The organism is Falsochrobactrum ovis, from assembly GCF_003259955.1.
Taxonomy (GTDB): Bacteria; Pseudomonadota; Alphaproteobacteria; order Rhizobiales; family Rhizobiaceae; genus Brucella; species Brucella ovis_A.
Genome location: NZ_QLMK01000009.1, coordinates 72844 through 94614, shown reverse-complemented (window position 1 = coordinate 94614; position 21771 = coordinate 72844). Strand labels below are relative to the sequence as shown.

The following is a 21771-nucleotide window of genomic DNA, read 5'->3' as shown; positions in this document are numbered from 1 at the left end:
TTTTTTTATTTTTCCAACCGGGCGAGAAGGGATGACGTATCCCAACGCCCACCACCCATTTTTTGGACATCTTTGTAAAATTGGTCAACAAGAGCGGTGACTGGCAGAGAGGCACCATTTCGGTTGGCTTCTTCAAGGCAAATCGCAAGATCTTTGCGCATCCAATCCACAGCAAACCCAAAATCATATTGGGCTTGGTTCATGGTAGCGGAACGGTTTTCCATTTGCCAAGATCCCGCTGCTCCTTTGGAGATGATCGCAGTGAGCTTTTCAATATCGAGACCAGCCTTTTTGCCAAAATGAATACCTTCGGCCAACCCCTGAACAAGACCGGCTATGCATATTTGGTTGACCATTTTGGCCAGTTGTCCCGATCCTGCTGGCCCCATTAGCCCAACCGAGCGCGCAAAGGCTTCGATAATTGGCTTTGCGCGGTCAAATATTTCTTGCGAACCTCCGACCATGACAGTGAGCACACCATTTTCAGCGCCTGCCTGGCCACCGGAGACGGGTGCATCCAGAAAGTGAAACCCGCGGGCTTTGGCTTCGATGTTCAGCTCTTTTGCAATCTCTGCAGATGCTGTGGTGTTGTCTATGAAGACCGCGCCGGGTTTTATCGACAAGAACGCGCCATTTTCCCCCGTTGTTACTGAACGAAGGTCATCATCATTGCCCACACAGCAAAAGACATAATCTGCGTCTGCGGCGGCAGCTTGCGGCGTGCTCTCAAAACGGCCACCAAACTGTTCGGACCATTTTTGAGCCTTTTCCACCGTCCGGTTGTAAACTGTCACATCGTGACCGCCTTTGACCCTCAGATGGCCGGCCATTGGATAGCCCATAACTCCAAGACCCAAAAACGCCACTTTGGTTACAGCCATTTTATTTCCTCCAAAAACCGCTCATCGCCGCAATTCTTTAAGAAATGGGCGGGCGCGGGTAGAATATCTATTCAGTGAACCACGATCTATATTCACCGAATGAGGTGGCGGGTTAAACGTCTTTCCAGAAAATCCCAAACATGCCGCAGACACTCAACCATTAACAGATAGAGCACCGCCGCCCAAATATAGGTCTGGAAATCAAATGTGCGCGAAAATGCGCGCCGCGTTTCACCCATAAGATCCAATACGGTGATGATCGCTACAATTGCCGATCCCTTGATCATCAAGATGATTTCATTGCCATAGGGTCGCAGAGCCACGATGAGGGCCTGCGGCAAGATAACTTTGAAGAAAGCGACCCGTTTGGGTATGCCCAGAGCGGCAGCTCCTTCCCACTGACCTTTCTGAACACTTTGAATGGCACCCCGCAAAATTTCTGCTTGATAAGCAGAGGTGTTGAGCGAAAAAGCTAAGATCGCGCAGCTCCACGCATCACGAAAAAAGCCCCATAAACCGACAGTTTCTAAAAACGGTCTAAATGTTCCGAACCCGTAATAAATCAGGAAGGTCTGAGCAAGAAGCGGCGTGCCCCGGAAAAAATAGACATATCCGAAAGCGAGTTTTCGTAGCCACTTTTTGTCCGACATGCGTGCCGCGGTTACGGGCAGTGAGATAAGGCCGCCTAATATAACGGAAATGACGACTAATTTTATTGTTGTCAGCAGGCCCGACCAATAGCGAGGCGCATAGGTTTCAATAAAATCGATCTGCCAAACATTATAAAGATAGATCACAAGGCCCAGAAAAATCAGCGCCCAGATCGATACAATAATATTGCCAACAATACGGCTCCAGGTCCAACGGCGGACGACAGGCGGTGGTGGCAGGCGAGCGGGGTTTGGAGAAAACGTTTCACTCATCATCAAGCACCGCGAGTAGAGCTGTGGCCGGCATTGGCCCAACGGGCAATGCGTTCAATGAAATACGAAGAAATAATCGCCAAGCCGAGATAGAGTAGGCACGCCACGCCGAAGAAGAGGAAAGGCTCTTTTGTAACGCGGGCAGCAATGGATGTCTGACGCAAAATGTCGGAAAGCGTGATGACTGAAACCAACGACGTGTCTTTCAGCAACACCAACCACAGATTTGCAAGGCCGGGCAGGGCGATACGGATCAGTTGTGGAAAAATGATCATGCGCGTGGTTTGCCAATGAGACAATCCGATTGCATAGCCACCTTCATATTGCCCGCGCGGAATCGCACGAAATGCCGAAAGAAAAACTTCGCTGGAATATGAAGAGAATACAAAGCCTAGCGCGATCATACCGGCCACAAAGGCGTTGATCTCAATATTTGCATCAATGTTTAACAGCGTGAGAAGCTTTTGCAGGCCCAAAGACGCGCCAAAATAAACCAGAAAAAGCGTTAGTAACTCGGGCAGCCCACGAAAAATGGTCGTGTAAATATTACTTGCCAAACGGATGGAGCGCTCCTCCGAGAGCTTACCAAGCGCAACTAAAAAGCCCAGCATAAGCCCTAACGGCAATGTGGCCAGAGCAAGCGAAATGGTAACAAGGAGCCCCCAAGCAATGCTTGTTCCCCAGCCATTGGAGCTAAATCCCAAAAGAGTGACGTAATGTTCCATGCGCCTACTCCTTCGCTCGAAGCTGTGCGATAACAAAGAGATACAAAGAATTTCCCGTCATGATTTTTTATTTTTGAACAGCCGCTTAATAGGTAATTACGCCGGGTTTCCTTGGGGAAATCCGGCGTAACTGCTTATAGGGAATTAGTTTTCAGCGCCATAAGCATCGAAATCAAAATATTTATCGTTGATTTCTTTGTACTTTCCATTGGCGCGGATCGCTTTAATGGCTTCGTTAAACTTTTCCACTAGCTCTGGCCGACCCTGTTTAAATGCCACACCTGCACCTGGACCATGAATTTCGGTCACTGGCGGGAAGGTGGCAACCATCTTACAGCATGCGCCATCATCGGTTTTCAACCATTCAGAAAGCGTGACGCTGTCGTCATTGACCGCATCTAACCGCCCATTTGCCAGATCAAGGCGATATTCTTCGGCTGTTGGATAGGCCTTGATCGTGCTGTCGGTAAAAGTCTTTTCGGAATAGTTCGCATGGGTCGTAGAGACCTGAACTCCGATGGTTTTTCCTGCCAGATCTTCTTTCGTCACACCGGTAATATCGGTGTCTTTTGGTGCCGCGATCCCAGGAGGAGTGTTGTAATATTTATTCGAAAAATCGACCTGCTTCTTGCGTTCCTCTGTGATGGACATGGATGCAATGAAGGCATCGAACTTGCCCGCTTGAAGAGCCGGAATTGCGCCGTCCCATTCCTGCGTTACGAACTCACATTCTGCTTTCATTTCTTCGCAGAGCGCTTTGGCAATATCAACATCAAAGCCCGAAAGAGTACCGTCAGGCTCAATGAAGTTGAATGGAGGGTACGCGCCCTCGGTGCCGATCTTCAATTTTAAACTTTCTTGGGCGTTTGCGATGCTTGCTCCCATTCCGCAAACTGCCATTACCATTGCTGCAGCCGATGCTGCTAAAGCGATACGCTTTGAAACGCGCATTTCTCGTCCTCTCGTTTGTTGTGGCTGGGTTCCCTGATTCTTATTCTGGTTCAGCCGCTTCAAGATATGCTGCCACCTCCGATGGTATTTGCCATTTTGATGACACTTCAGACTTCCATTAACTCCAGGAATTGATGATGCGCAATATTTTTACGCTGTTGCGTGAAATCATCCGCTCCTAGGGTCTATTTCCACCTTTATGCAGCGGAAGGCAAGACGAGCCGCGCAATTTAATTTTCCCAAACACGATTAGATTCTCTGATTATAGGAATGGAAAACCGAGCTAAATGCCTGATTCGCCGCTGCTGATTACCGACTTTCCTGTAAACCGGTATAATGTTCGACAAAATCTGCAATATTTGCGACATCATCAATTGAAAATGTCGGAAGGGTCGGATGATCGATGAGATGGTCGCTAGCGATGGCCACGATATGCGGATCGTCCTCGTGAAGCGCTGGCCCGGGCTGTGCGGATAGACGGCGGGCCTCGATTTTTGGATGAGATTCGTTTTTGTACCCTTCAACTATCACAAGGTCGCATGGGCTGAGTTTCGCAGCTATTTCATGCAAAGAGGGTTCCTGTTCACCGCGATTTTCATGCATGATGGCGTAACGAGCCGATGACACAATCGCAACTTCGCTCGCACCGGCTGCGCGATGACGCCAAGAATCAGTGCCTTTATGATCAATATCGAAATCGTGATGAGCGTGTTTGATCGTGGCTATGCGATAACCGCGCCTGACCAATTCGCGCACCAACTTCTCGGTAAGAGTGGTTTTACCAGAGTTCTTCCAGCCAGTAATTCCGAACAGTTTTAATTCCATTGCAGAGCCTCATTGATCTGCCGCGCCATCGCAAGATCGTCTGGGAAATTAATATTGAAGAACGGATCGTATGTTATTGAAGGTTCTGACAATGAAACCAGAGGAAAGTTCACAGTCTCAAACCCGATCTGTTCAGCGAAAGAAAGCACGCTTGCACGCGTGGAGCTCATGAGCCATTGCGAGAGATTTGCCTTTAACGCAGTGCTCCATAAACCAGAAATTGGATGAATGCGTTCATTTGAGCGCGCCAACACAATATCGGCCCCAGTCTCATTTTGCCGCTCCAACAGCTTGCTATGAAGATCAAGCGGTAGAAAAGGGCAGTCGGCAGGAGCCGTAAGCAAAAAGCGATAATCGCTTGCATAGGATAGCGCCGTCAAAAGGCCAGCCAACGGGCCTTTATGCGCAGTATCAAGATCGGCAAGGACGGGCAGATCTAAAGACTTCAAGCGTTTAGGATCGCCATTTGCATTGATAAACAGGACGTCTAGCTGTGCTGCCATGCGGCGAGCGACCATTTCTATGACTGAGCATTCGCCTAAACGAAGCAAAAATTTGTCGCCGATCACACCGTTAGAGTTCATTCGGCTAGAGTTTCCACCAGCGATTATCGCACCAATAGTGCCATATTGTTTGCGCTTCATGACGGATCAATGCCGGTTGGCTCGGTGGCTAAGGTTGTTCTTGTGCCCAATTTTTTCTTTCGGATTTGCTCACGATAAACCATATATATGCCGCTTCCAACTACGAAGAGCGACCCGATAATCGTGTAGCTGTCCGGTGCTTCGCCAAATACCAATGTGCTCAAGACGATAGCCCATAACAGGCTTGAATAACGAAACGGCGAAACGAACGAAACCTCACCCTCTCGCATGGCTAAAATGATGAAGTGGTAACCGATCAACAGCAGGCCTGCCGCTATGATGATATAAATGACAGCCGACATGCTTAATGGCTGCCATCCGCCCATAGGAACCACGAGCGCGCCTCCGACAAACATAATGCACACAGACGTTAGCATCGATAAATAGAGCGTTGAAATATGCTTTGGAACGCGACGGGTAGCAATGTCTCGCGTGGCGGCAAAAATCACACTTGCCAATAAAATAGCAACAGCAGTTAAGCTTTCGGCCCCGTCCATGCCGGGGCGTATGATGATTATCACCCCGACGAGACCGATCGATATACAAAGCCAGCGCCGCCAGCCTACGGTTTCATTGAGAAAAAGTACCGCACCAAGTGTGACGACCAGCGGCGTCACTTGAAACACCGCCGAGCAGAAGGCTTGGGATAGTTGACCGAGCGAATAAATATAAGTCACAGTCGCAAGGATTTCCGCGCCAACTCTTATCACAGTCATTTTCTCAAGCGAGAAATGCCGGAATGCTCCTGTTTTCCACGCTAAAATTGCAATGGCAACTGTGGCGAATATTCCGCGCAGCAGAATATATTGGCCACTATTCATCTCAGTTAGCAGATATTTGGTAATAGTATCGCCAATGGTAAAAGTGCCCATGGCAAGAAGCATAAAAATACTTGCGCGGAAATTGGCAGCTTGCAGCACGATAAGAATCCTGTTTAGGAATACATATCCCTACAGTTCTCGCTTCGCGAGCTTTATTTAGATATCAAATAAAAAGGCCGATATTATTTCTTAACCGCCTGTAAGACTCATGTGACGTGCCACTGCTGGGCGATTATGATCGCGGTCGATAATAAAATCGTGCCCCTTGGGCTTGCGAGAAATCGCTTCGTCGATCGCTGCATATAAAGGAATGTCACTTTCGCTCTCGCGCACGGCCTTGCGCAAGTCTGCATCGTCATTTTGCCCTAAGCACATATAGAGCATACCGGTACAGGTCAGTCGTACCCGGTTGCAGCTTTCGCAAAAATTATGCGTCAACGGAGTGATAAAGCCAAGGCGACGTCCCGTTTCGGCCACCGTAACATAACGCGCAGGCCCACCCGTACGATAAGAAATATCTTCCATAGTAAAACGTTTTGAGAGATCAGCACGCAGTTTCGATAGGGGCAAATATTGGTCTGTACGGTCAAAATCGATCTCGCCCATGGGCATGGTCTCAATCAAGGTGAGATCCATGCCATTGCCATGCGCCCATTCGATCATGTCGCCAATTTCGAATTCGTTGAAATTCTTCAATGCAACCGTATTGATTTTAATATCAAGCCCGGCTTTCTGGGCGGCATCAATCCCGTTCAAGACCTTCGCCAAATCTCCCCAACGCGTTACTTCACGAAACTTTGCTGCATCAAGCGTATCCAGAGACACGTTGATGCGGCGGACGCCGCAATCAGCGAGTTCTTGCGCAAATCGATGAAGTTGAGAACCGTTAGTCGTCAGCGTCAGCTCTTCCAACGCGCCCGAATGCAAATGCCTTGATAGATCGCGCACCAGGTGCATGATATTCTTGCGCATAAGAGGTTCGCCGCCGGTAAGACGTAGCTTACGAACGCCCTTTCGAATAAAGGCACTGCAAATTCGGTCAAGTTCTTCGAGCGTGAGTAAATCTTTTTTCGGCAGAAACGTCATATTTTCCGCCATGCAATAAGTACAACGAAAATCACAGCGATCAGTCACTGAAACGCGCAAATAAGTGACCGCACGTCCAAAAGGATCGATCATTCGTTCATTTGAAGAAACAAATGGTGACGTTGGAATGTGCTGCATCATGAAACCATTAGTCGATTAAGCCGGAGTGAATTTATCTACTTTAATTGATAGGTGCTTATATGGAAGTTGTCCAGTTTGCCTTTCTATTGCATTCGCGAGCGTGTATCGGTCGGCAGATAGATGAAGCGGGTGAGCAACCTTAAAGGTAACACGGATTGATGATCGGAGAATGATGATGAGCGAAGTTTGGCCTACCGAGCTACGCGTATCGAGTAATCGCAAGCTGCTCACAGTCGCCTTTGAGAACGGTGAACGGTTTGAACTCTCTGCTGAGCTTTTGCGCGTGCTTTCGCCCTCGGCGGAAGTGCAGGGCCATTCACCCGAACAAAGGGTTACGGTGGGCGGCAAACGCGAAGTGCAAATCATGCAAATGGAGCCGATTGGGAATTATGCCGTGCGCATCACCTTTGATGATATGCATAATACGGGTCTCTTTTCGTGGACCTATTTACGCAAATTAGGGACCGAGCGTGAGACGCTCTGGCAAAACTATCTGCAAGAATTGGCGCAAAAAGGCCTGACACGCGACCGTTAAAAATAACGAGGCGGCTTTCGCCGCCTTTTGTTATTCCAGATCGAATTCCTTGAAGAAATCATTACCCTTGTCGTCCACAACGATAAAGGCGGGAAAATCTTCAACCTCAATACGCCAGATCGCCTCCATACCGAGTTCGGGATATTCGACCATTTCAACTTTTTTGATGCAGTCTTGTGCCAATCTCGCAGCCGGTCCGCCAATAGAGCCAAGATAGAACCCACCATGCCGTGCGCAAGCTTCGCGGACTTGACGGGAACGATTGCCCTTTGCAAGCATGACCATTGAGCCGCCAAATGATTGGAATTGGTCAACATAAGAATCCATGCGTCCAGCGGTTGTAGGGCCAAATGATCCCGAAGCATATCCAGTGGGTGTCTTTGCTGGGCCGGCATAATAGATCGGATGGTTCTTGAAATAATCCGGCATAGGCTCACCATTTTCAAGCCGTTCACGGATTTTAGCGTGCGCCAAATCACGGGCAACGATTATCGATCCAGTCAGAGAAACCTGTGTCTTTACAGGGTGTTTCGACAATTCCTTAAGTATTTGATCCATCGGTTGATTGAGATCAATCTTTATCACATGCGACGATAGCTTAGCTTCATCGATGTCGGGCATAAAGCGGGCCGGATTGGTTTCTAGTTGCTCAAGGAAAATGCCTTCTCGCGTGATTTTACCTTTGGCTTGCCGGTCAGCTGAACACGAAACGCCCAGGCCGATTGGCAGTGATGCGCCGTGACGTGGCAAGCGGATAACGCGCACGTCATGGCAGAAATATTTCCCGCCAAACTGGGCCCCAATGCCAAGAGATTGCGTGAGCTTATGAATCTCTGCTTCCATTTGAATATCACGGAACGCGTGACCGGTTTCTGAACCTTCTGTGGGCAGCTCATCCAGATAGCGCGTGGATGCAAGTTTCACCGTTTTGAGGTTCATTTCGGCTGAGGTGCCACCAATGACAATGGCAAGATGATAGGGCGGGCAGGCGGCTGTTCCAAGGGTGAGTATCTTTTCCTTGAGGAAATTAATCATCCTGTCGTGGGTAAGCAGGGAAGGCGTACCCTGATAAAGAAACGTCTTATTTGCCGAGCCGCCACCTTTGGCTACAAACAAGAATTTATAGGCATCCTCGCCTTCCTGATAAATATCAATTTGAGCAGGCAGATTATTCTTGGTGTTTTTTTCCTCAAACATTGAGATTGGGGCAAGCTGCGAGTATCGCAGGTTTTTCTTATTATATGCGTCAAGGACCCCGGCGCCGAGCGCTTCAGCGTCTCCGCCTTCGGTCCAAAGTCGACGGCCCTTTTTGCCCATTATGATTGCTGTTCCGGTGTCCTGACACATTGGAAGAACCCCGCCGGCAGCAATATTGGCGTTTTTCAGCAGATCAAATGCGACGAATCGATCATTGGCCGTTGCTTCCGGATCTTGCAGAATATTAGCGAGCTGTTGCAGATGTCCGGGCCGAAGAAGGTGATTAATGTCACCAAAAGCGGCCTCGGAAAGCAAGCGGAGGCCTTCCGGTTCAACAACCAGAATATCCTGCCCCTTGAATCTTTCGACTGAAACGTAATCTGATGAAAGTTTGCGATAGGGAGTATTGTCTTCGCCAAGAGGAAAAAGATCGGCGGAAATTGTTTCTGACATTATGGTGCCTCGCTTGCTTTCAGCGTCTTTGCTCCGAAGAGATTTGGCAGCAATGCGCTGATGTTTGTTCAGAAACCAAGAAAAGGTTTGCAGCCTTTTAGCGCGCGAAGCTGCAGATGCCACTGCGTCACATTGCTCAACTTAGTTTGTCCAGTCGTCTTTTGTGGGCATATGTGAAATAAGTCGTTGAAGCGAAATCCAACTTCGGTTAGAACGCGGTTAATTGATGGAATCTGCACCCGTAGCTCAGCTGGATAGAGTGCTGCCCTCCGAAGGCAGAGGCCGTGAGTTCGAATCTCGCCGGGTGCGCCATTTCAACTTCCGTGATCAAATTGGCCTGAAGCCTTAAGAAAAGGCCTGATCAGTGATCAAAATCTTTCTTTCTACGTACAGATAGTTGGCGTATAAATTTCAGCGGTGCTGATCGTAGAGTTCGGTAGTTTCAAAACTCCCAATGCCCCCCGATTAAGCACGGTTATGAAGTGCATCGTCAACGGCTTCCAAACGCGATTTTAGACCGACACGCATGATAGTTCGCCTTATATGACGGTGTTGTTGCTGGGGTCATTTCGGGGGGGGGGCCATCATCTTGCCGCAAATCTGCATCCTATAATATAGCTACCAAAATAGCAGGTGTTTGATGGCTCATCTCTCCAATCGCCGCGCCTTACTTATTGTTAATCCGAATGCACGTGGTGGCGGTGAATTTGGTCCGGCTATTCGTTCCATTTTGGAAGATGGCGGCATTTCGATAATCGAGAAAAGTCCCACGAAAGACGAAAGCATCTCGGATATTATCCGCAATAATCAAGCGGTTGATTTGGTAATTGTGGCTGGCGGTGATGGTTCGCTGAACGCAGCAGCAAAAGGCATACTCGAAACCCGATTGCCCCTAGCAATTTTACCAATGGGCACCGCCAATGATTTTGCACGTACAATTGGAATACCAGCGGATCCGTTAAAGGCAGCGCGTGAATTACTCGCTTATAAACCCTATCCAGTAGATTTAGGCGAGGTGAACGGACATCCGTTTTTCAACGTTGCCAGTGTTGGTTTCAGCGCAGATCTGGCTCAACAGCTTAACGCAGATGCCAAAAGAAAGTTTGGTAAACTAGGCTATGCTGTTGTAGCGGCGCGCATTCTTTGGCGCTCCGATTTATTTACCGCATATTTGGAACATGAGGGTACGACGGAAAAAATTTCGACGCTGCAGGTCTCGGTCGGGAATGGTAAGTTTTATGGCGGTGGCATGGCCATCAAACAAGACGCAAAAATTGATGACGGATTGCTGGATATATATAGTTTAGAGGTCGATCACTGGTGGAAATTGCTAAAATTTCTTCCCAGTCTCCGGCAGGGGACGCAAGCTAAGTGGGAGGATGTCCGTGCATTTTCGGCTACTGAATTAATAATTAAAACGAAAAAGCCAAGACCAGTTAATACAGATGGTGAACTTACCAGTTGGACGCCGGCACATTTCAAAGTCCGATTGAAAGCAATCGAGGTTTTTCGCCCGGATCCTTCGTATTATTAGTGCAAAAAAAGACCCGCCGGGGGGGCGGGCCATGTTGACGTTAGGTGACTGGCTCGGAGGTCATAAGAGCCGTAGATGAAACGAACGCGTTGCCCTAAGGTTCCAAAAATTTAGAAGAAGAAATACCAAAGTACCAGAACCACAAGAAAAGGAACGCCTAAGAACCAAAGGATTAATGCGCGGAACATATTGTATCTCCCTATTATTGGCGTTAAAACGTCTAGGTTACAACTTGGTTCCTTAAAGGAGAGGGGGAGCTTCTGTATGCGGGGTTCAGTTTCGCCAGGGCCATTAAATTAATATTCCGTCAATCATTCAGTGCGATCACAGGGCCGATCGGTTTTAGTTTCGGTTCAATGGACGAATTAAATCGTATTTTGAAATGGCAGGCGTGAGACGTATGGATTCATATCAGCAGGAATGTCGTGCGGTAAGCATTAGGTCCGTTCGGAAGCTAAGATCTTGGCGCTCGGTCTCCTTGCTTTCTTTCTCTGCAATAGCAATCGTTCTTGCTGGTTGCGCGGGTTCCCCAGAACAATCGCCTAAAAAGAAACAGACAAAAGAATATTTTCCTGAATCAAAATATGGTGTGAAGGCCAGTCCGCGGGTGGCTCATTCCGCTGGAAAGCCATTGCCACGCGGTGGCGGACGCAACCAAATCGGTAAACCCTATCAAGTGAAGGGTAAATGGTATTATCCGAAGGAAAAGAAGAAAGATTATACGGTTGTTGGAAAAGCGTCCTGGTACGGCAACGCTTTTCATGGACGCCTCACCGCAAATGGTGAAATCTACGATAAAGAACATTTGACTGCCGCACATCCAACCATGCCACTACCGAGCTATGCTCGAGTGACCAATACCGAAAACGGTAGTTCAGTGATCGTGCGGGTGAATGATCGAGGCCCATTTGCACGTGGGCGCGTGATCGACCTATCTAAGAGAGCTGCCGAGCTTTTGGATTATAAACACAGTGGAGTGGCCCAAGTAAAAGTTGAATATGTGGGTAGAGCTCCGCTTGACGGCAATGATGATGCATTCTTATTGGCATCTTATATTCCTGGTGGCAGCGATCCCGTGGGTCAGCCCGCATCGGGCGTTATGTTAGCCATGAATGCGCCGGTTCCTTCGTCGCCAGCATTGGCGTCGATGCCGGTTAATCCGACTGTAGAGGCTGACGCTCCTTTTGCAAGCTATCCCACGGATGGACAAATGGCAGACGAGAGTCCAGTTCTTCCGGCCTCTGTGCCTGTGCCTTCTGATCGCCCGGCGTCTTTTGGAATTGCAGATGCTGGTCATATTACTGGGCTTACGGGATATGCGGAAGATCGCATTGCTTTGGCTGATGATTGGGCCAATCAGGTCTATAATAATATTTTGAATGAAAGCGCTGTGTCTGCCTTGTGGAAGAATCGTATGGCCGAAGAGCAACGCGAATATGTTGAGCTCGGCTTGTTCTCGTCGCTTTCCGCTGCCACCCAGCTGGAGCAGGGCTTGCCGTCTTTTGCTCGGGTGAAGCGTGTCAAAATCCCCACTGCAGATGGCGAATTATATGAACTCTCAGCCTATGCCGAAAATCACAGCAATGATGAATTGTTGAAAGCTGCATGGGATGCGGGCGCAACAGACGCTTTTGTTGTGCGGATGGATTGATTCCTATCTATAACTGCGTAGCTGTTTTATAAGAGTTGTATCGCTTTATAAGACTTGCATTGCGTGGGAAATAGATATGTGGCTGTTGTCAAACGGTATAAAACTCGCGATTGCTCTGCTGGTCGTTATCTGGGCGAGCTTGCCCGAGGCTCATGCGCAAGTGCAAAAAGAGCCTTTCGTGACGAAAGCGCCCCAAGTTTTACTCATAGACCATGACAGCGGCACTGTCCTTCTTGCAAAAAACCCCGATAAAAATATCGCGCCCGCTTCTTTAGCAAAATTGATGACGGCGGAGCTCGTCTTTCACGCATTGAAGGAAAACCGCATTAGGTTGGATACAACTTATACCGTAAGTGAATATGCTTGGCGGACGGGGGGAGCTCCGTCACGCACCTCCACAATGTTTGCCGCGCTAAAATCGAGCATTTCGGTCGAAGATCTATTGCAAGGAATGATTGTTCAGGCCGCCAATGATGGCGCTATTATATTGGCGGAAGGGCTGGCGGGAAATGAACAATCCTTTGTTGAAATGATGAATAATCGAGCCGTGGAATTGGGATTGTCAAATTCAAGATTTGTTAATTCCACTGGCTTACCAGCACCAGAACAGACCGTCACTTTGTCTGATCTGCTTAGACTTGCACAACATATCTACACGACCTATCCCGAATTCTATAAATTTTACTCCCAACCGAATTTCACATGGAATAAGATTTTCCAACGCAATAGAAATCCACTTCTTGCGCTCGATATTGGTGCAGACGGATTGGCTACGGGCTACACCGAAGATTCGGGCTATGCGCTTGTAGGTTCTGCAGCAAAAAACGGCCGGCGTTTGTTTCTGGCGATGAGTGGACTTGCAACTATTAAGGAGCGCGAGGAAGAGGCAAAAAAACTCGTCGATTGGGGAATGTCGGCATTTGATGAGGTACAGATTTTCTCCGCTGAAGATATTGTAGGCGATGCCGAAGTGTTCGGGGGCAGCCAAGCAACAGTTCCTCTAAAAGTTGAAAATGAGGTCTCACTCTTGTTGCCGAAAGACGGGCGTGAGAAATTGAAAGCCAGTCTAATCTATGAGGGTCCGCTCCAAGCGCCGTTTGCTGCGGGAATACGTGTAGGCACGGTGCAGTTTGAGCTTGACGGCGCGATAGTGCGCGAATTGCCCGTTGTAACGGCCAGGGCGGTGCAGGAAGGGACACTTTCTCAAAAAGCGCGAAGTGCTGCACTGGAACTGGCGACAGGTTGGATGAGAAAATATCTCTAAAGGCTCGACCTCACGATCAAACGCCGATAAACAGGACATGCCCGTCCGGGCCTAACTCATTTTTGCGGAATTAGCGTGAGCGGTCTTTTTATTACGTTTGAAGGTGGCGAAGGTGCCGGTAAATCAACGCAGATTGCGCTACTGGCAGAACATTTACGCAAGCTCGGTCAAGACGTGGTTATCACCCGCGAACCAGGCGGCTCGGCTGGCGCCGAGGCAGTCCGGCATGTGGTTCTTAGCGGCAATGTTGAGTGCTATGGACCTGCAATGGAAGCGCTTCTCTTTGCTGCTGCGCGCGCCGACCATATTGATGAACGCATTCGGCCTGCACTCGAGCAAGGGCAGATCGTTCTTTGCGATAGATTTATCGATTCAAGCCGTGTTTATCAGGGAGTGACCGGAAATCTCAATCCCGTATTCATGGCCGCAATCGAGCGTATTACCGTAGATGGAATATTGCCGGATCTAACGATCATACTCGATATTCCTGCCGAAAAAGGACTTGCGCGAGCGGAAAAAAGACGCGGTACAGAAATTGTAGATCGGTTTGAGAAAGAGGGGGCGACCATACACGAAGCGCGTCGGCAGGCTTTCCTATCCATTGCGCAGGAAGAACCGGATCGTTGTCACGTGATAGATGCAGATAAATCCGTTGATGAAATATCAGGTGAAATCAACAGGCTGGTTGACGCGCTGTTGGTTCAGAAAGGTCTTCTGTGATTGAGGATCTGGAAACTCCAAAAGCCCATGATTCGATTGAAGGTTTGGTTGAGCCAGCGGCCAACGCTTATCTCACCGGACATGAGGATGTAGGTTCTTTTCTTGCTCATGCCTATCGCGATGGACGTATGCACCACGCTTTATTATTTGAAGGCGTGCAAGGTATCGGCAAAGCAACCCTCGCATTTCATATTGCGGGGCATATGTTAGCTCATGGCGATCATAGCGCGGCGCCGGATCAAATCATTAAACCAGATTTCAGCAAGCCCTTGTGGCGGCAAATTGCTGGGGGCATGCAACCTGCTATTTTACACATCGACCGGCCATTCGATCAGAAAACCGGTAGATTCAGGACCAATATTCCGGTGGAAGAAATCCGCCGCGTGACGCATTTTTTGTCTCGCACGGCGTCAGACAATGCATGGCGAATTGTGATTATTGATCCTGCTGATGATATGAATCGCAACGCAGCCAATGCTTTGCTTAAAACTCTCGAGGAACCGCCAGCGCGAGCGCTGTTCATCCTGATCTCACATTCGTCGGGCAGGCTTTTGCCGACAATTCGGTCGCGTTGTCAAAGTATTCCGTTCAAGCCGTTAAATGACAGTCATCTTGCCGACGCTCTCCAGCAGCTTGGTGCCAATAATGGGCTTAAATCCGAGGATATAACCCCAGCACTTCTGCAGCGTTCAGAAGGCAGTGTCCGCAAGGGTCTGCTGCTTTCTACGTTTGGTGGCATGGAGATATTCGAAGCCGTCGATACAATTTTGGCGGATCCCGTATTGAACTTACCCAAAGCGCATGCACTCGCCACAGCGCTAACTGGGCGGGAAGCCGAAATACAATATGAATTATTCCGTGATTATCTGCTCAGTAAAGTTGCAAATGAGGCAGGCCGTCTCGCTCATAGTCACAGCTTGCGTGAAGCCGAAATATGGTCTCGTTTCTGGAGCGAATTGACGCGAGAAATCACAGAAGCTGAAACCTATAATCTTGACCGAAAACAAGCCGTTTTGATCTTGCTCCAGAAAACTCAGCGAGCTTTTCACGCAGGCATCCCTCAGCTAGCGTGACATGATGGTTTTCTTGCGTTATGTCACCGCTAACAGTTTTCTCGCATCTGTAAGCTTTCAGATGTGTTCACAGTAATCGAAAGACCGGATCCCCAATGAGCCGCGAAAAATTCTACATCACGACCGCGATTGCTTACCCAAATGGTAAACCTCATATCGGACATGCTTATGAGCTCATCGCCACCGACGCTTTAGCCCGCTTTCAGCGCCTTGATGGTAAGGATGTCTACTTTCTGACCGGCTCGGACGAACATGGCATCAAGATGCTGCAAAGCGCCCGTAAAGAAGGTATCACGCCGCGTGAACTAGCAGACCGGAACACAGCAGCGTTCCAGCGTATGGGCGAAATGCTCAACAGCTCGCATGATGACTATATTCGCACCTCGGAAGAGCGCCATTATAAAGCCAGCCAAGCGATCTGGCAGGCCATGGACGCCAATGGTGACATCTATAAAGGAGGCTATGCCGGCTGGTATTCGGTGCGCGATGAGGCCTATTACGGTGAGGAAGAAACCGAGCTTCGCGAGGACGGTCATCGGTATGGCCCTCAAGGGACACAGGTTGAGTGGGTTGAGGAAGAAAGTTACTTTTTCCGTCTTTCGAACTACCAGGATAAACTTCTCGAACTTTATGAAAAAAATCCGGGCTTCATCATGCCCGCAGATCGCCGCAACGAGATTGTCAGCTTTGTAAAATCTGGCCTCAAAGATCTGTCGATTTCGCGTACGACCTTTGATTGGGGCATCCCAGTGCCCGGAGACGAAAAACACGTCATGTATGTGTGGGTTGATGCGCTCACCAACTACATTACCGCCTTGGGTTACCCCGATAAGAACAGCGAAAAATGGGGCTATTGGCCTGCCAATGCTCATATTATTGGCAAGGATATATCGCGTTTCCACGCCATCTATTGGCCTGCTTTTTTGATGTCTGCAGGTATTGAACTGCCAAAGCGGGTCTTTGCGCATGGATTCCTGTTTAACCGCGGCGAGAAAATGTCGAAGTCGGTCGGCAATGTTATTGACCCATTTGATCTGGTCGAGCGCTATGGTCTGGACCAGTTGCGCTATTTCCTGATGCGCGAAGTGCCTTTCGGCCAAGATGGCAGCTATAGCCATGAAGCGATCGTCAATCGCACCAATGCCGATCTTGCTAACGATCTTGGCAATCTCGCGCAGCGCTCGCTGTCAATGATTGCAAAAAATTGCGAAGGCAAGGTGCCTACGCCCGGCGATTTCACAGAGGCGGATAAAGCCATTCTAGATCAGGCCGCCTCAGCGCTTGATGCTGCGCGCAAAGCTATGAGCGATCAGGCCCTGCATGTAGCTCTAGGAACAATTTTTGCTGTTGTGGCAGAAGCAAATCGCTATTTTGCCGCGCAAGAACCATGGGCATTGCGCAAAACCGATCTTGAGCGCATGAACACAGTGCTTTATGTCACCGCCGAAGTCATCCGGCGCGTAGGCATTATGGTGCAGCCCTTCATTCCACAATCGGCAGAAAAACTTCTCGACATTCTAGCGATTCCAGCTGATCAGCGCCAATTTTCCAATATCGCTACCAACTCGCTTGTGGCGGGAACGCTACTGCCCGCACCGCAACCGGTCTTTCCGCGTTTTGTAGATACTGACGAGCAGGGCTGAGTGGAATATGCTGGTCGATAGTCATTGCCATCTGGATTTTGCCGATTTTGAGCCGGAACGTGACGCGGTAATTCAGCGCGCATTAGATGCCGGCGTCAAACGCATGGTGACGATCTGCACCCGTGTCAGAAAATTTGACACTATTCGGGCACTTACGGAAAAATACGGCGCTGTCTATTGCTCTGTGGGTACGCACCCCAACAATGCTCATGAAGAACTTGACGTCACAGCTGACGATCTAGTGCGATTGGCCGAGCACCCAAAAGTCGTAGCGATTGGGGAGGCGGGGCTCGATTACCACTATGATTATGCGCCGCCCGAAGCGCAAAAACAGGGTTTGCTAGTGCATATCGAAGCCGCTCGGCGTTCGCAGCTGCCGCTCGTTATCCATGCGCGCAATGCAGATAATGATATGGCCCAGATCCTCGAAAGCGAAACAAAGAAGGGGAAATTCCCTTTCATTCTGCATTGCTTTTCATCGGGACGGGCGCTGGCAGAAAAAGGTATTGAGCTCGGCGGATATATTTCTTTTTCCGGCATCCTGACGTTTAAAAACTCAGCCGAAATTCGCGAAGTGGCGTCAATTGTACCGCATGATCGTCTTTTAGTGGAAACTGATGCACCCTATCTGGCACCGACACCCTATCGCGGCAAGCGCAATGAACCTGCATTCGTGCAGCATACTGCGGCAGTATTGGCAAAGACGATTGGCGTGAGCACGGAAGAGATTGGCCGAATTACCAGTGCGAATGTGTTTCGGCTCTTTTCTAAAATGCCGGCACCCGCCGAAGGATTATAACTGTGGCAGAACCCCGCAATTGCCTGCGCTTTACCATTTTGGGCTGCGGATCATCGCCGGGCGTTCCACGCATTAATGGCGACTGGGGCAATTGCGATCCAGAAAATCCAAAGAATCGTCGCCGCCGTGCATCGCTTCTAGTTGAGCGTTTCAATGATCAAGGTTTGAGGACCACTGTCGTCATCGATACTGGACCGGATTTCCGCGCCCAGATGATCGATGCTAAGGTCCAGACGCTCGACGCTGCGGTCTATACTCACCCACATGCTGACCATATTCACGGCATTGATGATCTGCGAACCTATGTCGTTGAAAATAAAAAGCTGATGGATGTCTATGCGAACCGGCTCACACGCAACAGGCTGTTTGAGGCATTTGGCTATTGTTTTGAGACACCCCCGGGTTCCAACTATCCACCCATTTTGAGCATGCATGACATTGCGCCAGATGTTCCGTTTTCAATTAATGGTGCTGGCGGGGCGATAAGGTTTGAACCTTTTTCGCAAATACACGGCGATATTGAGTCTCTCGGCTTCAGAATTGGGAAAGTCGTCTATTGTACCGATGTCAGCGCATTTCCTGAGCAGAGTCTGGATTATATTCGCAATGCCGATGTGATGATCATCGACGCACTTCAATATAAGCCGCACCCCAGCCATTTTTCGTTAGGGCAGGCGCTGGAATGGATTGAAGAGCTCAAACCTAAACGCGCGATACTCACCCATATGCATGTGCCGCTTGATTATGAAATAGTCATGCGTGAGACGCCGGACCATGTAGAGCCGGGATATGATGGGTTAAGTTTCGAGATACCCGCATAAAGACCGCCCCGAAGGGCGGTTTTTATTATCAAGCAGCGGATCCCTTAGCGGGAAAGGCCATGACATTGCTTTCCCCGCCGGATTGTTCTGCGACGCTTTCGTCTTCGAGCTTTAGACCGCCCGCCCGTAACAGATCAGAGAACCTGCCTCCGCGGGTTGCGAGCTCGTTAAATTTGCCAAATTCAACCAGATGGCCCTTATCCATAAATAGGACGAGATCGGCGGATTGAACCGTTGAAAGCCTATGGGCGATGATAAATGTCGTACGGTTCTGGCTAAGGTCTTCGACTGCGCGCTTGACCTTTTCTTCGGTTTCAACGTCCAGCGCACTGGTTGCTTCATCCAGAACAAGAATTGGTGCGTTTTTCAAGATAGCGCGGGCAATGGCAAGACGCTGACGCTCGCCACCAGAAAGTTGCGTACCTCTTTCACCAGCCATCGTGTCATATCCATGACTTTTAGCCAAAATGAAATCATGCGCTGCGGCAGCTTTAGCAGCAGCGTGAACTTGCTCATAGGTGGCATCTTCGCAGCCGATGCGAATATTCGCTTCGATGCTGCGGTTAAATAGGCCTGCATCCTGAAACACCGTAGCAATTGCTCGACGCAAGGAATGACGGCTAACGGTTCGGGTGTCTGTACCATCAATCAATACGCGGCCTATAGCGGGATCGTAAACGCGTTGAAGTATATTGATTAGCGTTGTTTTACCAGCGCCAGTAGGACCGACAATCGCTACCGTTTGTCCACATTTCACCTCAAACGAGACGCCATAAACCCCTTGTCCCGAATTGGGGAATTCAAAGGTAACATTGTCAAATACAATATCACCTTGCACATTCGTAAGTTCGGTTGCTTCTTCCGGCTCCTGTCGTTCGGCGGTGGCGTCTTCCATTTCGAAAAATTCTTCGAGTTTGGCGCGCGCAGTCACCGTTTGATTGATGAAAGCGCTGATCTGATCAAGGCGTCCAATCATCAATTGAGCAAAACCGATAAAGGCGATGACATCGCCAACCCTCATCGTTCCTTTGGTTACGAAATAGGCGCCAAGAACCAGTACGACCACCATCGAAAAGGTCGAGGCCATTCGGTTAAGGCCACTTGCCAATGCCCACCAGTTGAGAACCGGGAACTGAGCATTTTCAAGCTTACGAACATAAGCACGCAAAGCCTGAGTTTCAGACGCAATTCGGTTGTAACTTTGCACAACGGATACGTTACTAATAGTATCGCTGACATGCTCGAACAGTTGATGGTGGTGTTTTTCAACCGCCGCCTGACCATCTTTGGTCTTTCGCATGACGAGCTGGCCGATCATGATATAAATCACACCAAGCACCACGAGTACCAAAGACATTCGCAGATCCATGCTCATTGCCACCGGAATAAGCGTGACCAAAGCTACGATTGTGGTGAGATGCTGGCGCATGAATTCAAGCCAGAGCGTAAACAGCGAATCCGTTGCTCTTATCAGCGTATGAAGTGCATTGGATGTCCCGCGTTCCTGATGCCATGAGAGAGGCATGGTAATCAGTCTCTCATAAGATTCGACCATGACACTGAGACGGCGGCGATGCGCAAGTCGGTCTGCACCACGTGCGACAAACACCGCAGCAATAATGTTAAAAACGCCTAGTCCAGCCCACATTATAAGCTGGATGAAAATGCCGGACCCGTCGGAAATGGATTGGATGACGCGGCCAAAAAGGACCGGTTCAGCCAACATGACGAGGGCTACCAACACGCTTGCTATACACATGGTAATAGTCGCAGCTTTTTCAGCTGCCAGATATTCCATGGCGCGCCAGTAGATTTTGAGTAAGGACACTTGGCACTCCCGTGCGTTATACATTTTGATGATAGATGGGCCAGACCCAACATTCTATCAACCGGGAATGATGAAGAGAAACGGCAATATAGTGACGGATTCGACCATAAATTATATAAGCTTGTAACCGAGCGTGAGATTTCCAATAGGCTCTTGAGGATTTTCGACGCTGGGGATCGCTCATGCTCTGACTGATTATGCTGGCATTCAGCAGGTATCGCGTCTATTGACGGTAAAAATAACAGTTGATCGGGTTTTTCATGGCAGGCGTAGTACAGAAGATTGTGGATGCAAGCGAAACGAGCATGCGGCTCGATCGCTGGTTCAAAGTCCATTATCCGGGATTAGGCTTCGGACATTTGCAGAAACTTTTGCGATCCGGTCAGATTCGTGTGGATGGAGGACGTGCCAAATCTGATACCCGTTTGCAAGCGGGGCAGACGGTCCGTATTCCTCCCTTGCCGGTGGATGACAAGGCCACCGGGCCAGTCACTGCCCGAACCATCCGTAATCAGCAAGACGGCGACGTGCTGGCCCAAATGCTGCTTTATGAAGATCCAAAAATTTATGTTTTTAACAAACCAGCAGGGCTTGCCGTACAGGGTGGATCCGGACTGACCCGCCATGTTGACGGCATGTTGGAAGCATGGCGCAATAAGAGGGGCGAGAAGCCTCGACTGGTGCACCGCCTTGACCGAGATACGTCAGGTGTGCTGGTGGTTGCCCGTACTCGCGGGGCCGCCCAGGCATTAGCTGCGGCATTCCGGGAGCGAGAAACCAAAAAGACCTATTGGGCCTTGGTTAAAGGCGTGCCACGCAAACGCGAAGACAAAATTTCCACTTGGCTGGTTAAGGATCAAACGCCCGATGGTGACAAAATGCGGGTATGTCAGCATGGGGAGCCGGATTCAGATCACGCTATTTCCTATTACCGGATTATTGAAAAAGCTGGTAATAATCTAACTTGGCTTGAAATGGAGCCCTATACCGGACGCACTCATCAACTCCGGGTTCATGCAACCCATATAGGTCATCCGATTATCGGCGATCCAAGATATTTTGAGGCCGATCAGAACTGGGAATTTCCCGGTGGCATTCAAAAAAAACTGCATCTTCACGCGCGCCGCATTCGAATACCTAATCCGTCAGGCGGATGGATCGATGTAACCGCTCCTTTACCACCCCATATGGTGCAATCTTGGAACTTGCTCGGCTTTGACGAAGCGGACGGGGACGAGTGATCCGCTCTGAACTGA

20 protein-coding genes and 1 tRNA gene are annotated in these 21771 nt (G+C 49.4%); 11 read left to right on the top strand and 10 right to left on the bottom strand.

Annotation, left to right across the window (positions count from 1 at the left end):
* Window positions 1–5 precede the first annotated feature (5 nt).
* The 8 genes from C7374_RS11275 to moaA form a co-directional block, all read right to left on the bottom strand.
* Window positions 6–881, bottom strand: a complete 876-nt coding sequence (locus C7374_RS11275; RefSeq protein ID WP_111575727.1) for an NAD(P)-dependent oxidoreductase — start codon at window positions 879–881, stop codon at window positions 6–8.
* Between the two features lie 92 nt (window positions 882–973).
* A complete protein-coding gene (locus C7374_RS11270; RefSeq protein ID WP_111575741.1) occupies window positions 974–1804 on the bottom strand; it encodes an ABC transporter permease in 831 nt (276 codons plus the stop codon).
* 2 nt (window positions 1805–1806) lie between these two features.
* A complete protein-coding gene (locus C7374_RS11265; protein WP_111575726.1) occupies window positions 1807–2529 on the bottom strand; it encodes an ABC transporter permease in 723 nt (240 codons plus the stop codon).
* A gap of 144 nt (window positions 2530–2673) precedes the next feature.
* On the bottom strand, window positions 2674–3480 hold the full coding sequence (locus C7374_RS11260; protein WP_111575725.1) for an ABC transporter substrate-binding protein: 807 nt from the start codon (window positions 3478–3480) through the stop codon (window positions 2674–2676).
* Window positions 3481–3789: 309 nt separating this feature from the next.
* Window positions 3790–4305, bottom strand: coding sequence for a molybdopterin-guanine dinucleotide biosynthesis protein B (mobB, locus tag C7374_RS11255; RefSeq protein WP_111575724.1), 516 nt, complete (start codon window positions 4303–4305; stop codon window positions 3790–3792).
* A complete protein-coding gene (mobA, locus tag C7374_RS11250) occupies window positions 4296–4949 on the bottom strand; it encodes a molybdenum cofactor guanylyltransferase (RefSeq protein ID WP_111575723.1) in 654 nt (217 codons plus the stop codon). Before mobA ends, mobB begins: the two co-directional genes overlap by 10 nt.
* Window positions 4946–5869, bottom strand: a complete 924-nt coding sequence (locus C7374_RS11245) for a DMT family transporter (protein WP_245412638.1) — start codon at window positions 5867–5869, stop codon at window positions 4946–4948. The genes mobA and C7374_RS11245 overlap by 4 nt, the downstream gene beginning before the upstream one ends.
* A 90-nt stretch (window positions 5870–5959) precedes the next feature.
* Window positions 5960–6994 carry a GTP 3',8-cyclase MoaA gene (moaA, locus tag C7374_RS11240; protein ID WP_111575739.1) on the bottom strand — a complete coding sequence of 345 codons (1035 nt, stop codon included), beginning with the start codon at window positions 6992–6994 and terminating at the stop codon, window positions 5960–5962.
* A 178-nt stretch (window positions 6995–7172) separates the two neighbouring features.
* Here moaA and C7374_RS11235 point away from each other — a divergent pair, with 178 nt between their 5' ends.
* On the top strand, window positions 7173–7532 hold the full coding sequence (locus tag C7374_RS11235; RefSeq protein WP_111575722.1) for a gamma-butyrobetaine hydroxylase family protein: 360 nt from the start codon (window positions 7173–7175) through the stop codon (window positions 7530–7532).
* Between the two features lie 30 nt (window positions 7533–7562).
* Here C7374_RS11235 and C7374_RS11230 read toward each other — a convergent pair whose 3' ends face one another.
* Complete coding sequence (locus C7374_RS11230; protein ID WP_170130243.1) at window positions 7563–9182, bottom strand: fumarate hydratase; 1620 nt, start codon at window positions 9180–9182, stop codon at window positions 7563–7565.
* A 235-nt stretch (window positions 9183–9417) separates the two neighbouring features.
* On the opposite strand from C7374_RS11230, the gene C7374_RS11225 reads away from it, so the two are divergent.
* The 9 genes from C7374_RS11225 to C7374_RS11185 all read left to right on the top strand — a co-directional run bounded on the left by C7374_RS11225 (window position 9418) and on the right by C7374_RS11185 (window position 18687).
* Window positions 9418–9494: transfer RNA gene (locus tag C7374_RS11225), tRNA-Arg, on the top strand.
* A gap of 328 nt (window positions 9495–9822) precedes the next feature.
* Entirely contained in the window at window positions 9823–10716 is an 894-nt protein-coding gene (locus tag C7374_RS11220) for a lipid kinase (protein WP_111575721.1), read from the top strand.
* Between the two features lie 400 nt (window positions 10717–11116).
* Complete coding sequence (locus tag C7374_RS11215; RefSeq protein ID WP_111575720.1) at window positions 11117–12367, top strand: septal ring lytic transglycosylase RlpA family protein; 1251 nt, start codon at window positions 11117–11119, stop codon at window positions 12365–12367.
* Between the two features lie 76 nt (window positions 12368–12443).
* A complete protein-coding gene (locus C7374_RS11210; RefSeq protein ID WP_111575719.1) occupies window positions 12444–13631 on the top strand; it encodes a D-alanyl-D-alanine carboxypeptidase family protein in 1188 nt (395 codons plus the stop codon).
* Between the two features lie 75 nt (window positions 13632–13706).
* Window positions 13707–14351 carry a dTMP kinase gene (gene tmk, locus C7374_RS11205; protein WP_111575718.1) on the top strand — a complete coding sequence of 215 codons (645 nt, stop codon included), beginning with the start codon at window positions 13707–13709 and terminating at the stop codon, window positions 14349–14351.
* A complete protein-coding gene (locus tag C7374_RS11200) occupies window positions 14348–15424 on the top strand; it encodes a DNA polymerase III subunit delta' (RefSeq protein WP_111575717.1) in 1077 nt (358 codons plus the stop codon). Before tmk ends, C7374_RS11200 begins: the two co-directional genes overlap by 4 nt.
* Before the next feature lie 95 nt (window positions 15425–15519).
* Window positions 15520–17067, top strand: a complete 1548-nt coding sequence (metG, locus tag C7374_RS11195) for a methionine--tRNA ligase (protein ID WP_111575716.1) — start codon at window positions 15520–15522, stop codon at window positions 17065–17067.
* 7 nt (window positions 17068–17074) lie between these two features.
* Window positions 17075–17866 carry a TatD family hydrolase gene (locus C7374_RS11190; RefSeq protein WP_111575715.1) on the top strand — a complete coding sequence of 264 codons (792 nt, stop codon included), beginning with the start codon at window positions 17075–17077 and terminating at the stop codon, window positions 17864–17866.
* Between the two features lie 2 nt (window positions 17867–17868).
* Window positions 17869–18687: an MBL fold metallo-hydrolase gene (locus C7374_RS11185; protein WP_111575714.1), complete on the top strand. Its 819-nt coding sequence runs from the start codon at window positions 17869–17871 to the stop codon at window positions 18685–18687.
* A gap of 28 nt (window positions 18688–18715) precedes the next feature.
* Here the strand turns inward: C7374_RS11185 and C7374_RS11180 are convergent, their stop codons facing one another.
* A complete protein-coding gene (locus C7374_RS11180) occupies window positions 18716–20515 on the bottom strand; it encodes a glucan ABC transporter ATP-binding protein/ permease (protein WP_111575713.1) in 1800 nt (599 codons plus the stop codon).
* 260 nt (window positions 20516–20775) lie between these two features.
* On the opposite strand from C7374_RS11180, the gene C7374_RS11175 reads away from it, so the two are divergent.
* Window positions 20776–21756, top strand: a complete 981-nt coding sequence (locus C7374_RS11175; protein ID WP_111575712.1) for an RluA family pseudouridine synthase — start codon at window positions 20776–20778, stop codon at window positions 21754–21756.
* Window positions 21757–21771 lie beyond the last annotated feature (15 nt).

Excerpts from the sequence above, each read along its gene's own strand:
- C7374_RS11275 (WP_111575727.1), bottom strand. The coding sequence starts at position 881 with ATGGCTGTAACCAAAGTGGCGTTTTTGGGTCTTGGAGTTATGGGCTAT.
- C7374_RS11270 (WP_111575741.1), bottom strand. The coding sequence starts at position 1,804 with ATGAGTGAAACGTTTTCTCCAAACCCCGCTCGCCTGCCACCACCGCCT.
- C7374_RS11265 (WP_111575726.1), bottom strand. The coding sequence starts at position 2,529 with ATGGAACATTACGTCACTCTTTTGGGATTTAGCTCCAATGGCTGGGGA.
- C7374_RS11260 (WP_111575725.1), bottom strand. The coding sequence starts at position 3,480 with ATGCGCGTTTCAAAGCGTATCGCTTTAGCAGCATCGGCTGCAGCAATG.
- mobB (WP_111575724.1), bottom strand. The coding sequence starts at position 4,305 with ATGGAATTAAAACTGTTCGGAATTACTGGCTGGAAGAACTCTGGTAAA.
- mobA (WP_111575723.1), bottom strand. The coding sequence starts at position 4,949 with ATGAAGCGCAAACAATATGGCACTATTGGTGCGATAATCGCTGGTGGA.
- moaA (WP_111575739.1), bottom strand. The coding sequence starts at position 6,994 with ATGCAGCACATTCCAACGTCACCATTTGTTTCTTCAAATGAACGAATG.
- C7374_RS11235 (WP_111575722.1), top strand. The coding sequence starts at position 7,173 with ATGAGCGAAGTTTGGCCTACCGAGCTACGCGTATCGAGTAATCGCAAG.
- C7374_RS11230 (WP_170130243.1), bottom strand. The coding sequence starts at position 9,182 with ATGTCAGAAACAATTTCCGCCGATCTTTTTCCTCTTGGCGAAGACAAT.
- C7374_RS11220 (WP_111575721.1), top strand. The coding sequence starts at position 9,823 with ATGGCTCATCTCTCCAATCGCCGCGCCTTACTTATTGTTAATCCGAAT.
- C7374_RS11215 (WP_111575720.1), top strand. The coding sequence starts at position 11,117 with ATGGATTCATATCAGCAGGAATGTCGTGCGGTAAGCATTAGGTCCGTT.
- C7374_RS11210 (WP_111575719.1), top strand. The coding sequence starts at position 12,444 with ATGTGGCTGTTGTCAAACGGTATAAAACTCGCGATTGCTCTGCTGGTC.
- metG (WP_111575716.1), top strand. The coding sequence starts at position 15,520 with ATGAGCCGCGAAAAATTCTACATCACGACCGCGATTGCTTACCCAAAT.
- C7374_RS11190 (WP_111575715.1), top strand. The coding sequence starts at position 17,075 with ATGCTGGTCGATAGTCATTGCCATCTGGATTTTGCCGATTTTGAGCCG.
- C7374_RS11175 (WP_111575712.1), top strand. The coding sequence starts at position 20,776 with ATGGCAGGCGTAGTACAGAAGATTGTGGATGCAAGCGAAACGAGCATG.